The sequence below is a fragment of the Burkholderia ubonensis subsp. mesacidophila genome (genome assembly GCF_002097715.1).
GTDB classification, from domain to species: domain Bacteria; phylum Pseudomonadota; class Gammaproteobacteria; order Burkholderiales; family Burkholderiaceae; genus Burkholderia; species Burkholderia mesacidophila.
The window spans coordinates 2792549-2805535 of the sequence record NZ_CP020738.1 but is presented as its reverse complement, the minus strand read 5'-3'; the positions used below and the strand labels follow the sequence as shown (position 1 = coordinate 2805535).

The following is a 12987-nucleotide window of genomic DNA, read 5'->3' as shown; positions in this document are numbered from 1 at the left end:
CTATCTGATCGTAAGAACATTCGAAGCGCCGCAGTCGCCGGGACGTCCTACTTCCCCGCCTTGCGCCGCGCCATGTACCCGAGATACGCGACGATCAGATCGATCTCGCGATCGCTCAGCTGATCCGGCGAGAACGCCGGCATGGCCCGCCCGGGCCAGTCCCGAACCGAAGCCGGATTGCGAATGTAGCGGTGCAGCGCGGCGGGCTGGAAGTAATCGACCGGATTCATCGGCGCGTCGAGGTCGGGGCCGGTGTTCGCGCTGCCCGCGCCGTCGAGCCGATGGCATGCGAAACATTGCGTGATGAACAGGCTCTGGCCCGCGCGGGCCGGATCGGTGGCCGGCAGCGCCGGATCGACGGCAAGGGCCGGCCAGCGCGCGACGGGCGACTGTTGCATCTCGAGATGCACGATCTGGAAAGGCCATTGCTCGTTGCGGACGGATGACGCTTGCTTGCCGACCCAGATCAGGTAGAACGGTCCGGCGCTGACCGGCTTGCCCGGCAGCTTCGGCCAGGGGTGCGCCGGGTCCTCCACCGCGAGCCATGCGACGGCGCGCGCGGCGTCGCGATTGCGCGCGAGGTCCATCGGCAGTTGCGCGGCGAAGCCGTCGGCCGCGCGCGTTTCGAGCACGCTGTCCGAAGGCAGGGCCGCGCCGTCGAGCAGGCTGGCCAGCGGCACCGCGCGGAAGGTCATCGGCCTGCCGTACGCGACATCGCGCGGCACGTGGATCTCCGTCGCATCCGGGCGCGCCAGCAACGCCTGCGAGGTGAGCGTGCGGGTCTTGCCTTCCGTCGTGAGTTCGAGCGTGGACTGGGCGGCCGCGTGACGTCCGATCACGCAGATCGTCAGCAGCAGGAGCGAAAACATCGCGCGTTTCAGCATTCGTTCTCCATCGATTGTCGTTCTATGCGACGGCGGCAGCAGGGTTGCCACAACCACCGGAAATGATCAGCCGCCAGTGTATCCGCCCGGGACCCGCGGATCATGTCAGCGATGGCGGAATGTCGAGCGTCCGCACTGACTGTGCGCGCGCGCCGATTCGTGGGCCGACACGCGCGCAATCGTCGCTTGGCGTGGAGACGTTCGTGTTCGACCCGGAGAGCAACATCGTGGAATCGACGCCCCTTTCCAGCCGTTTTGCCCTCGATTTGCGAGCATCAAGGCGGCCGTGCGTCGCCGGCTACTTTATTGGGATGAGCCCCGCATCGGTAGGTTTGAATCCGCAAGCACCAACGTAGAAAGGTCGAAGGTGCGACTCAAAATCTACGTGGAGCCATTCGCAGCCGGTTTGTTTCACCCGACCAACCGCCTCCGCAATCAGGTTCTTTGCTATGCCCTGACGCTGAAAAGCAGGCGATACCATCGCGTCCAAAATAAAGGCGTGGGCCCCTCCATCCCACGCCACGTTGACGAAACCAATCAGCTTCCCCGATCGACGGACGCACACCCAGCCAAGGCTGAAACGGTTGACTTGCGACCACCAGTCATTGTCTAAAATTTGATGCTCGAAACATTCGGCGTGAAGGGCGTTGATTTCAGCGTTCTTGAACGCGCCTCGCCATTCCGTCGTGTTCTCCATAGGGCTGGATCCCTGCGTTGATGTTAAGGAAACCTGCCAACCACGGGGCAATGTCCGCGACGTATCGCCCGTTGTTGTAACGAGTGGTAGTTTCCGTCACCTGACAGGCGGTTCAATGCCGCGGACTCGCGCTTGCAGCGTATATTTTGTGCGGCGGCGACAGGCGCGCCGCAACCGCTGGGGGTGATCGGCCGACAGTTTATCCGGTGGGACGAAGCTGCACGATAACCGGCATCGGCGCTACGATCCGGTAAAACGACTCGGGTTCGCTACTCTACCAACCGGAACAGCAAGCAGCCGCTCGATCAAATGGGCGATGCCGGGTTGGCGAATGCGGGCATGACAAAGCGGGGTGAAGGTGCAGAAAAATAATGAAGAGATTGTTTTCTCCGGGGATGAGGCGCTATCCGCGCTCGTTGAAATCGAATATTTGCTGATTTCCCTGAGAAATATTGGGCGGTATTACCATGCCGATCGGAACGAGTCCGGCGACGTGAATTTGACGTACTCGCTGGAGACGACGCGATTCATTGATGAAAGCGGGGTAACCCGGAGACTGGCAAAGCTGAGGGAAATGCTATCCGCGAAGTTCGATCACTCGCTGGGCGAGGATGATATGGATGACATCGAGCGAGCAGTCGAGGATCTCAAGGTCTGGGAGAAGCCGGGAGATTGATCTCCAGCGGATCGATCTCCCGCGACGCCGCGCCGAAACGGCCGTCGACAATCAACCCCCTCAAATCGACCCGAACAACGCCCGTGGCCGATCCTTCAACGTCCCCGCCAGAATCCGCAGCCCGTTGACGAGCTGATCACGCGTTGCCGCACAGGCAAGGTTGATCCGCACCCCATGCTCGATCTCGGCCCGATCCACCGCGAACGCCGACGACGGCATCACCACCACGCCGCGCGCCTTCGCGTTCGCGGCGAAATCGTCCGCGCGCCACGGCGGCGGCAACCGCAGCCACACGAACATGCAGGCGGGATCGGACTTCAGGTGCCCGGCCGGCAACAGCTCCCGAGCGAGGTCCACGCGCGCGCGGATCTCCGCCAACTGCGCGTTCATGATCCGCTCGGCAGTGCCGTTCTCGATCCACGCGGTCGCGATCAGCATCGACATCGGCGCGGGCATCCACGCGGTCGTGCGCACCGCTTCCGCGCACAGCGCGACGCTGTCCTGCGGGCAGCACAGATAGCCGAGCCGCAGGCCGGGCGCGAGAATCTTCGACGTCGCGCCGATATGGAACGTCAGCTCCGGACAAAGCCCCGCGATCGTCGGCAGCCGGTCGCGCACGAGCGGGCCGTACACGTCGTCCTCGATGATCGTGACCCGATAACGTCGAGCGACGTCGACGAGCGCCATGCGTCGCTCGAGACTCATCGTCGTGACGGTCGGATTCTGCAGGTTCGGCACGACAAAGATCGCCTTCACCGGCACGCGCTGGCAGATCCGCTCGATCTCGTCGGGAAGCAGGCCGTCGTCGTCGGCCGGCGCGCTGACGATCTCGAACTGGAACACCGGCGCGAGCGCCTTGAGCCCGTAGTACGTGAGCCGGTCCGCGACGATCACGCCGTCGGTGCCGATCAGGCTGTTCAACACCGCATACAGGCCATGCTGCGCGCCGCTCGTCACGACGATCCGGTCGCGCGACGGCGCAAAGCCCGGCGCGGCGAGCCATTGCGCGCCGGCCGCGCGCGCCCAGTCGGGGCCTTGCGGCGGCTGGTACTCCTGCAGCGACGCGAAGCGCGGGTCGCCCGGCAGTGTGCCGAGGGTCTGCGCGAGACACGCCAGGAATTCGCCGGTGGCCGGCCGGTTCACGGTCAGGTCGAGCGGGCCGCTGCCGGCGGCGAGCGCCGTGCGCGCAGGCTCGATGCTCGGCATCGCGCCGCCGGTGACGAGCGACCCGCGGCGCTTGCTGCCGATCACGAGGCCGCGCAACTGCAGTTCCTTGTACGCACGGGACACGGTTGATACGTTGATGCCTAGCTCGGTCGCGAGTTGACGCTGCGGCGGAAGACGGCTGCCCGGCGGGTACGTGCCGCTGCGGATCTCTTCCTCGATCGAACTCGACACCTCGACGTAGGTCGGGCGCTTCGCCGGCGTGCCGTTGCCGCGCGTGTCGGAATGTTTGTCTGATGCCATCTGTCGCCTTGTGCCACACAAAAAGCGTTTGTCTGATGCGTTTGCCTGCAGCGATTGTATCCGACACCCCGGTTACGTCAAACATCATCATAAAAATCAGACATTTAGAAGAAAATCCGATCGGGTAAACACCGGCCCCACACAATGCAATTTTGATTGCACACAAAAATCCAATGTGTGATTCTTGATTCCATCTTTGTGTGTTTTTTAGGTCCGGAAGGAGGGCGGTCATGGCGAACGTCGCGATTGTCGGAGCGGGCTTCATCGGCCTCGGTGCGGCGGCCTGGCTGCAGCGCGACGGGCATCGCGTGACGCTGTTCGACGCGGCCGGCATCGGCGAGGGCGCGTCGTTCGGCAATGCGGCGACCTTTGCGCCCTATGCGTGCGTGCCGCCGAACAGTCCGTCGGTGTTCGGCGCGATCCCGCACTACCTGTGCGGGCGCGACAGCCCGCTGCGGATCCGCTGGCCGTACCTGCTGCGCGGCGCGCCGTGGCTGATCCGCTTCCTGATCGCGTCGCTGCCGGCGCGCCACCTGCGCAGCGCGGGCGCACTGGCCGCGCTGCTCGCGCTCGCCCGCGACGGCTATGCGCCGCTGCTCGACGCGCCGCGGCTCGCCGCATTCGTGCGGCCGCGCGAATGCCTGTACCTGTACGCGCGGCAGGCGTCGTTCGACGCGGCGCAGCCGGCGCTCGAGTTGCGGCGACGGTTCGGCGTCGCGTTCGAGACGCTCGATGCGGCCGGGGTTCGCCGGCTGGAGCCGGCGCTCGCGCCGATCTTCGCGCGCGGCGTGCTGTTCGGCGGCAGCTGGCATTTCTCGGATCCGCACGGCTTTCTTGGCGCGCTGTTCGCGCATCTGGCGGAGGGCGGCGTGACGCTCGAACGCGCGAACGTCGAGCACGTCGCGCCGGCGGGCGACGGCGTGCGGGTGCTGGCCGGCGGCGCGACGCGGACGTTCGACCATGTCGTGATCGCGGCGGGCGCGCGTTCCGCGCCGTTCGCGGCGGCGTGCGGCGACCGCGTGCCGCTCGACACCGAGCGCGGCTATCACGTGCAGTTCGCGGATCGCGAGCAGGTCGTGTCGCGGCCGGTCGGCTGGGCCGAGCGCGGCTTCTACATGACGCCGCTCGACGAGGGGCTGCGCGCGGCCGGCACGGTCGAGCTGGGCGGGTTGCGCGCCGGCAAGAACCCGGCGCTCGTCGACCTGCTCGCGCGTTCCGCGCGCGAGGCGTTGCCGACGCTCGGCGCGCCGACGCGCAGCTGGCTCGGCTTTCGCCCGACGCTGCCGGACGGCGTGCCGGTGCTGGGCCGGGCGCGGCGCAGCGAGCGCGTGATCTATGCATTCGGCCATCAGCACCTCGGCGTGACGCTGGCCGGCGTCAGCGGACGGATCGTCGCGGACCTGGTCGCGCAGCGCGCGCCGCCGCTCGACCTGACGCCATACCGGGCCGCGCGTTTCTGACGCGGTCCGCCGGGGAGGGCCGGCCGCCCGGCTCCCGATACAGCTTCGAGGCGTCGCGATCGAAGCGGCCGGTCGCACGGATGACGACCCGCGACTTCAATCACCGCAAGGAGGCATCATGAATCGTCGTAACTGGCTGATATGGCTGGCGGTCTGCTCGATCGGCACGGCCGCCGCGTCCGCGCATGGGGCGGTGTCCAGACCGTCAAGATCGGCTTCGCCGGCCCGCTGACGGGCCCGGTCGCGCGGGTCGGCAAGGATCTGCAATACGGTGCGCAGCTCGCGCTCGACGAGGAAAACGCGAAGCACCCGACGATCGGCGGCAAGCCGGTGCAGTACGTGCTCGACGTGCAGGACGACCAGGCCGATCCGCGCGTCGCGATCCAGGTCGGGCAGAAGCTCGTCGACGATGGCGTGGCCGGCGTGATCGGGCATTACAACTCGGGCTGCAGCATTCCGGCGTCGGCCGTGTATCGGCAGGCGAACGTCGTGATGATCACGCCCGGCTCGACGAATCCGCAGCTGACGATGCAGGGCTTCAAGAACGTGTTCCGCACGATGGGACACGACGGGATCGGCGGCGTGGTCGCGGGCCGCTTCGCGGTCGAGCAGCTGAAGGCGAAGCGGATCGGCATCATCGACGACCGCACCGCGTTCGGACAGGGGCTGGCCGACGCGTTCGAGAAAGGCGTGAAGGAAGCGCACGGCACCGTCGTCAGCCGTGAATACACGAACGACAAGGCGGTCGATTTCCGCGGCATCCTGACGACGCTGAAGAGCGACAACATCGACCTGCTGTTCTTCGGCGGGCTCGACGAGCAGGGCGCGATGCTCGTCAAGCAGATGCGCTCGCTCGGCATTCGTGCGCAGCTGTTCGGCGCGGGCGCATTGAAAAGCAACGCATTCCTGAAGATTGCCGGAAGCTCGGGCGAAGGCACGCAGGACCTGGAGCCGGGGCCGGCGCTCGACAAGCTGCCGTCGGCGCAGGCGTTCGCGCAGCGCTACAAGGCGCGCTTCAACCAGGACGTCGAGCTGTATGCGCCGTTTGCGTACGACGCGGCGCTGGCGATGATCGCGGCGATCCGCAAGGCCGATTCGCTCGATCGCGGCAAGATCGTGCAGAGCATGCCGAGCGTGTCGGTCACGGGCGTGAAGGGGAAGATCTCGTTCGACGAGCGAGGCGACCTGATCAAGCCGCCGTATACGCTGTTCCGCGTCGAGCAGGGGCAGTGGCACAGCATCCGGACGGTGGGCGGCTCGGGTAGCTGAGCGCGGGGTCGAGGGCGGTGTCGCGTTACCGGGAATCGCGCACGGACACCGCCCGAACGTCCGACGCCGGCGCGCTCACCGGGATCATGCCCGCGTTCGCATCGTCGCGCGGCTCGAGCACGAACCGGAACGACTCGACGCGTTGCAGCACTTTCGACGCATACGCGTGCGTGCCGCCGTAGCTCTTCAGCGCGGCGCCGATGTCGCCGCCGGCGGCCTTCACGTAGCCGGACAGGATCGCCGAGCCCGCATTGACGTTGGCGTTCGGCTCGGTCAGGTCCTTCACGTTGCGCAGCAGCCCGCGGTGCGCGCTGGGCACCACCTGCATCAGCCCGGTCGCGCCGCCTCCGCCGCGCGCCTTTTCCTGGAAGCGCGATTCGATCGAGATGATCGCGTAGACGAGCGCCGGCGGCAGCGCGTATTTCGTCGCGGTGGCGTTCACGATGTCGGCGAGCTTCGTGGCCTTTTCCCTGGCGAGGCCGAACTTCTTCGTCAGGTAGCCGATGATGCGGCGGTTTTCCTCGTTCGGCTGATTGGCAGCCAGCGGCGCGGAAGCGTCCGAAGCCGCAGCGGCAGGCGCGGACGCCGGTTGCGCGGGCAACGGCTGCGCAGGCATCTGCTGCGCCGACACGTATTGCGCACTGCCGAGAAAGAATACGATCAGCCAGGGAAACCGTCGCATGGTCAGGGTGGTGGAAACGGGAGGGGCACAGTATATCGGCCAATCGGCGCGATCGTCCGCAAACCGCGCCAGGATGAAAGCCGGATGTAGGTTGTTGTCCGGACACGTATCGGAGTCCACATGAAGCGCGTGCTTCACGGCGTGCCGCCACTACGCGCGCCGGCCCACCATCCCGGCGATCGCGCCGATCGCGTCGCTGACCAGCACCGCGAGCAGCCCGACGATCATCCCGCCCTGCAGCACGAACGCGGTATTCGCGGTCTGCAGGCCGGCGATGATCACGTCGCCGAGCCCGCGCGCAGCGACCGTCGAGCCGATCGTCGCGGTGCCGAGGTTGATGACGACCGCGAGGCGGATGCCGTTGACGATCACCGGAAACGCGAGCGGCAGCTCCACCGACGCCAGCTGCTGCCAGCCGCTCATCCCCATCCCGCGCGCGGCGTCGACGACGTCGCGCGGCACGTCCTCGATGCCCGCGATCGTGCTCTCGAAAATCGGCAGGAGCCCGTACAGTACGAGCGCGATCAGCACCGGCTTCAAACCGAAGCCGACCGCGGGCACCGCGAGCGCGAGCACGGCCACCGGCGGAAACGTCTGGCCGATGTTGACGACGCTGCGCGCGACCGGCAGGAAATCCGCGCCCCACGGCCGGGTCACCGCGATGCCGGCGGCGATCGCGATCAGCGTGCCGATCAGGCTCGACGCGGCGACCGTGCCGAGATGCGCGAGCGTGAGGTCGAGCAGGCTTGCGCGATCGTAGATGACGGGCGCGCCGTGGTCCGCGAACGGCGCGAACAGCCCCTGCAGCCAGGCCGGACGCAACAGCAGCACGAGCAGCAGCGCGAGCGCGGCCGCGCGTGCGGCGGCCGGCACGAGTTTCCGCGCGACGGTTGCCGCAGCCCGCAACGTCATCCGGGCCGCCGCGCGTGCGCGCGGATCGCGTCGAGCGTGATGCGGCGCGCGCCGTTGCCATCCCGCGGCCCGCGACCGGTTCCGGCCTGGTGCGGGGACGGGTTCCCGTTGTCGTCGTCCACGACCGGCAGCGCATCGACGCCGCGCCACAGCAGTTCCGAGATCGCGTCGCGCAGCGAGCGTGTCGCGGCGATCGGCGGACCGTCCGCGACGCCGGGCTCGGCCACGTCGCCGACCGGCGTCAGCGCGAGCAGGCGCAGCGGCCGGTCGACGCCCGCGACGAGCTGCTCGACGACGCCCGCCGCCGGCCGGCCGAGGATCTCCGCGGGCGGCGCGACCTGCAGCAGCCGGCCGCCGTCCATCACCGCGATCGTGTCGCCGAGCTTCAGCGCTTCCTCGATGTCGTGCGTGACGAGCACGACCGTGATGCCGAGCCGCCGCTGCAGCGCGAGCAGGTCGTCCTGCGCCTTGCCGCGGATGATCGGATCGAGCGCGCCGAACGGCTCGTCCATCAGCAGCATCGCCGGCTCGGCCGCGAGCGCGCGCGCGACGCCGACGCGCTGCTGCTGGCCGCCCGACAGCTCGTGCGGCAGCTTGTCCGCGAATTCGTCCGGCGCGAGATTGAAGAGCGCGAGCAGTTCGCGCACGCGCGCGTCGATGCGCGCGGCGTCCCAGCCGAGCAGGCGCGGCACGGTCGCGATGTTGCGCGCGACGCTCCAGTGCGGAAACAGCCCGTGGCCCTGGATCACGTAGCCGATGCGCCGCCGCAGCTGCTCGGGCGGCACGCTCGCCGTATCCACGCCGTCGATGCGAACCGTGCCGGCGCCCGGCGCGATCAGCCGGTTGATCATCCGCAGCAGCGTCGACTTGCCGCTACCCGATGCGCCGACGAGCGCGGTGATCGTGCCGCGCTGCATCGTCAGCGACACGTCGTCGACCGCGACGAGCTCGCCGAAGCGCTTGCCGAGGCGTTCGATCTCGATCATGCGGTGCGTCCCCTCGCGAGCGCGGTTGCGGCCTCGAACACGACGGCGGCGACCAGCGCGAGCGCGATCGTCGGGATCGCGCCGAGCAGCACGAGATCGGCGGCCGATTGCCCGATGCCCTGGAAGATGAAGGTGCCGAAGCCGCCGCCGCCGATCAGCGCGGCGACCGCGGTCAGCCCGATGTTCTGCACCAGCACGATGCGCACGCCGCTCAGGATCACCGGCAGCGCGAGCACGAGGTCGACCTGCAGCAGGCGCTGTGCGCCCGTCATGCCCATCGCGCGCGCGGCTTCCGTCACATGCGCCGGCACCTGCGCGAGCCCCACCGCGACGCTCGACGCGATCGGCAGCAGCGAATACAGGAACAGCGCGAGCACGGCCGGCGCGACGCCGATCCCGCGCACGCCGAGCGCGGCCGCGAGCGGCACGTGCGCGGCGAGCATGCCGAGCGGCGCCATCATCAGCCCGTACATCGCGATGCTCGGCACCGTCTGCACGACGTTGAGGACCGGCAGCAGCGCCGCGCGCACGGCCGCGACGCGCGCGCACGCGATGCCGAGCGGCAGCCCCGCGACGAAGGCCGCCGCGACCGAGCCGCCGGCGAGCGCGACGTGCCGCACGGCCTCGCGCCAGAAATCGTCGCCGCGCACCGCGTATTCGCGCATCACGGACAGGCCGTCCCACCAGCCGCTCGACAGCGGCAGCGCGAGCGCCGCGGCGGCGACGGCCAGCGCGGCGAGCCGCCGCCACGGCCCGAACGCGAGCCGCGCGAGCGCATCGGCGACCAGCACGGCCCACGCGAACAGCAGCAGCCAGATGCCGGCGGTCGGCGACACGCGTGCGAGCGCGTCGTCGGGCGCGACGAGATGCGTCGCGGCCGCGCCGGCGGCGTAGCCGAGCGTCGCGAGCAGGCCGCAGCCGGCGGCGAGGCGCCATGCGGGCCGGCTCGTCGTCATCGTCCACAGTGCGGCCGCGATCCACAGTGCGGCGAGCGTAGCGGCCTGCGCGGCCGGCAGCGCGCCGAACACCGGCAACCCGACGCCCGCCGCGATCCGGTTCGGCCGCAGCACGACGAACGGCGCGAACAGCACCGCGCCGATCGTCAGCGCGCCGGCGAGGACGCCGACCTTGTCGATCGCGACGCGTCGCGCGCGGGCCGCCGCGCGTGCCGTCATTTGACGAAGCCCTTCGCTTTCAGGTATTGCGCGGCGACGCCCGCGGCCGGCTCGCCGTTGATCTGGATGCGGCTGTTGAGCGTCTGCAGCGTCTTCAGGTCGAGGCTCGCGAACACCGGCTTCAGGTAGTCGGCGATCTGCGGATGCGCCTTCAGCACCGTTTCGCGAATCACCGGCGCCGGCGCGTAGACGGGCTGCACGTGCTTGTCGTCGTCGAGCACCGCGAGGCCGCTCGCCGCGATCCCGCCGTCGGTGCCGTAGACCATCGCCGCGTTCACGCCGTCGGTCTGGTTCGCGGCGGCCTTGATGGTCGCCGCCGTGTCGCCGCCGGACAGCACGACGAGCTGGTCCGGCTTCAGCTTGAAGCCGTACGCCTTCTCGAACGACGGCAGCGCGGACGCGCTGTTCACGAACTCGGCCGACGCCGCGAGCTTGACCTTGCCGCCGCCGGTAATCCACTTGCCGAAATCGGTGAACGTCTTCAGGCGCTGCGCGTGTGCGACCGGCGCGAGCACCGCGACGCCCCACGTATTGTTGGCGGGCGACGGCGTCAGCCAGACCAGGTGATTGGCCGCGTAGTCGAGCTTCTTCGCGGTGTCGTAGCCTTGGCTCGCGTTCTTCCACACCGGGTCGTCGGCCTTGTTGAAGAAGAACGCGGCGTTGCCCGTGTACTCGGGATAGATGTCGATCTCGCCGCTGACGAGCGCCTTGCGCACGATCGGCGTCGCGCCGAGCGCGATCTTTTCGGTGACGGGAATGCCGTGTGCTTTCAGCACCTGGGCGATCAGGTTGCCGAGCAGGTTGCCTTCGGTATCGATCTTCGACGACACGACGACGGCGTCGGCGGCGTGCACGGCGGGCGCCGCAAGCGCGGCGGCGACGGCGAGGCCCAGCATCCGGGCGGGCAGGACATGCTTCATTGGGCCAATCTCCTGCGAGTGAAAAGAAAGGGACGTACGCCGAAACTTACTTGACCGGGCCTGCTTTGGCAAACCGCGCGACCCGTTGCGCGTGCGGGTTATCCCGGGCGTGGCCCGACGTCTTGCTATACACTGCCACGCATCCCTGCCGATGCGGAATTCAGCCATGAAGCCCCAACTGCTGGTCCTGATCCCGTTGCGCGACGGCGCGCATCGCGAGATCGCCGCGTCGTTCGACGTGCTCGATGCGCCGACCGGCGACGCGCGCGAATGCGCGATCGCGGAGCATGGCGGCGCGATCCGCGCGGTGCTGACCAACGGCAGTACGGGCCTCACCGCCGCCGAGATCGACCGGATGCCCAGGCTGACCCTCATCAGCGCACTCGGCGCGGGCCATGAGCACATCGACGTCGCGCATGCGAAGACGCGCGGCGTGGTGGTGGTGACCGGCGCGGGCACCAACGACGACTGCGTCGCCGATCACGCGTTCGCGCTGCTGCTGGCGGCCGTGCGCGGCGTCGTGCGGCTCGATGCCGCGACCCGCGCGGGCGTCTGGCGCGACGCGTTGCCGATGCCGCCGAACGTTTCCGGCCGCAAGCTCGGCATCGTCGGGCTCGGCAGGATCGGCGAGAAGATCGCGCGCCGCGCGGCCGGCTTCGATCTCGAGACCGGCTATCACAATCGCACGCCGAAGGACGGCGCGCCGTACCGCTATTTCGACCGGCTCGATGCGCTGGCGCGCTGGGCGGACTTCCTGATCGTCGCGACGCCGGGCGGCGCGCTCACCCGGCACCTGATCGGCCGCGACGTGCTCGACGCGCTCGGCCCGGACGGCTTTCTCGTCAACGTGTCGCGCGGCAGCGTCGTCGATACCGCTGCTCTGGCGGACGCGCTGCGCGAAGGCCGGCTCGCGGGCGCGGGGCTCGACGTGTATGAAGGCGAGCCCGATCCGCCGCGCGCGCTGGTCGAGCTCGACAACGTCGTGCTGACGCCGCACCTGGGCGGCTGGTCGCCCGACGCGTTCGATCGCTCGGTGCGGCAGTTTCTCGACAACGCGGCGCGGCATTTCGCCGGCGAGCCGGTGCTGACGCCGGTTTGAGCGCTGCGCGCGCCACGATTTTTTCGTCAACGAAGGAACCACGATGTCCACGTATTTCGCAGAAGTCGAATGGCAGGCAGGACCGGACGAGAAGTTCACCGACAACCGCTACAGCCGCCGACACGAATGGCGTTTCGACGGCGGCGTGACGGTGCCCGCGTCGAGCTCGCCGCACGTGGTGCGGGTGCCGTTCTCGGACCCCGCCGCGGTCGATCCCGAGGAAGCGTACATCGCGGCGCTGTCGAGCTGCCACATGCTGTGGTTCCTGTCGGTCGCCGCGCAGCAGCGCTTCGTCGTCACGCGCTATCGCGACGCGGCGGAAGGCACGATGGAGAAGAACGACGCGGGCAAGGAGGTGGTGACGCGCGTCGTGCTGAAACCGGCCGTGACGTTCGGCGGTGAACGCACGCCGACGGACGACGAGGTGAGGGCGCTGCATCATGCGGCGCATGAGGAATGCTTTCTCGCGAACTCGGTGCGCACGGTGATCGATATCGAAGGGACGTGGGAGCATCGCGGGGCAGTTTGAGTGACAGCATGAGGCAGCAGGACTTTGACGACCGGTCTGCTCGCTCCGGCAGACCGACAGCCCCATTCGTCATCGTCAGGTAGCGGCAACGCCCCCCGTTGCCGCGAGTTCGAAACGTACTCCTGCTCTGGTCCAGGCGATCATCAGGGTTTCCGTTCTTTCGCGTCTGACCCGGCCGTTTCACGTCGGTGTTTCCCCACGCCCGGTCATGGGTGATCGCGCTCGTACCGA

The 12987-nt window shown here is 68.5% G+C and carries 12 protein-coding genes and 1 pseudogene; 5 read left to right on the top strand and 8 right to left on the bottom strand.

Features of this window, described 5'->3' with window-relative positions; translation table 11 throughout:
* Window positions 1-47: 47 nt before the first annotated feature.
* Together B7P44_RS30155 and B7P44_RS30150 are read right to left on the bottom strand one after the other, a co-directional pair.
* On the bottom strand, window positions 48-884 hold the full coding sequence (locus tag B7P44_RS30155; protein ID WP_084909506.1) for a c-type cytochrome: 837 nt from the start codon (window positions 882-884) through the stop codon (window positions 48-50).
* A gap of 298 nt (window positions 885-1182) precedes the next feature.
* Window positions 1183-1581, bottom strand: coding sequence for a GNAT family N-acetyltransferase (locus tag B7P44_RS30150; protein ID WP_084909505.1), 399 nt, complete (start codon window positions 1579-1581; stop codon window positions 1183-1185).
* Between the two features lie 352 nt (window positions 1582-1933).
* Between B7P44_RS30150 and B7P44_RS30145 the strand changes: the two genes are divergently transcribed.
* Window positions 1934-2257, top strand: a complete 324-nt coding sequence (locus B7P44_RS30145) for a hypothetical protein (protein ID WP_205128718.1) — start codon at window positions 1934-1936, stop codon at window positions 2255-2257.
* A 60-nt stretch (window positions 2258-2317) separates the two neighbouring features.
* Here B7P44_RS30145 and B7P44_RS30140 read toward each other — a convergent pair whose 3' ends face one another.
* Window positions 2318-3724, bottom strand: a complete 1407-nt coding sequence (locus tag B7P44_RS30140) for an aminotransferase-like domain-containing protein (protein WP_084909504.1) — start codon at window positions 3722-3724, stop codon at window positions 2318-2320.
* A gap of 230 nt (window positions 3725-3954) precedes the next feature.
* Between B7P44_RS30140 and B7P44_RS30135 the strand changes: the two genes are divergently transcribed.
* Complete coding sequence (locus B7P44_RS30135) at window positions 3955-5184, top strand: NAD(P)/FAD-dependent oxidoreductase (RefSeq protein WP_084909503.1); 1230 nt, start codon at window positions 3955-3957, stop codon at window positions 5182-5184.
* A gap of 118 nt (window positions 5185-5302) precedes the next feature.
* Window positions 5303-6453 (top strand): annotated as a pseudogene (locus B7P44_RS30130) (branched-chain amino acid ABC transporter substrate-binding protein).
* Between the two features lie 25 nt (window positions 6454-6478).
* Here the strand turns inward: B7P44_RS30130 and B7P44_RS30125 are convergent.
* The 5 genes from B7P44_RS30125 to osmF form a co-directional block, all read right to left on the bottom strand.
* Window positions 6479-7135 (bottom strand): transglycosylase SLT domain-containing protein, encoded by a 657-nt coding sequence (locus tag B7P44_RS30125; protein WP_084909502.1) that lies wholly within the window; start codon window positions 7133-7135, stop codon window positions 6479-6481.
* Between the two features lie 150 nt (window positions 7136-7285).
* A complete protein-coding gene (locus tag B7P44_RS30120) occupies window positions 7286-8047 on the bottom strand; it encodes an ABC transporter permease (protein ID WP_084909501.1) in 762 nt (253 codons plus the stop codon).
* Window positions 8044-9033, bottom strand: coding sequence for an ABC transporter ATP-binding protein (locus B7P44_RS30115; RefSeq protein ID WP_084909500.1), 990 nt, complete (start codon window positions 9031-9033; stop codon window positions 8044-8046). Before B7P44_RS30115 ends, B7P44_RS30120 begins: the two co-directional genes overlap by 4 nt.
* Complete coding sequence (locus B7P44_RS30110) at window positions 9030-10208, bottom strand: ABC transporter permease (RefSeq protein ID WP_084909499.1); 1179 nt, start codon at window positions 10206-10208, stop codon at window positions 9030-9032. The genes B7P44_RS30115 and B7P44_RS30110 overlap by 4 nt, the downstream gene beginning before the upstream one ends.
* Window positions 10205-11128, bottom strand: coding sequence for a glycine betaine ABC transporter substrate-binding protein OsmF (gene osmF, locus B7P44_RS30105; RefSeq protein WP_084909498.1), 924 nt, complete (start codon window positions 11126-11128; stop codon window positions 10205-10207). Before osmF ends, B7P44_RS30110 begins: the two co-directional genes overlap by 4 nt.
* 166 nt (window positions 11129-11294) lie before the next feature.
* Between osmF and B7P44_RS30100 the strand changes: the two genes are divergently transcribed.
* Window positions 11295-12227: a 2-hydroxyacid dehydrogenase gene (locus B7P44_RS30100; protein ID WP_084909497.1), complete on the top strand. Its 933-nt coding sequence runs from the start codon at window positions 11295-11297 to the stop codon at window positions 12225-12227.
* A 43-nt stretch (window positions 12228-12270) separates the two neighbouring features.
* The gene (locus B7P44_RS30095; RefSeq protein ID WP_084909496.1) at window positions 12271-12756 is read left to right on the top strand and encodes an OsmC family protein; all 486 of its coding nucleotides are present in this window, start codon (window positions 12271-12273) and stop codon (window positions 12754-12756) included.
* Window positions 12757-12987 lie beyond the last annotated feature (231 nt).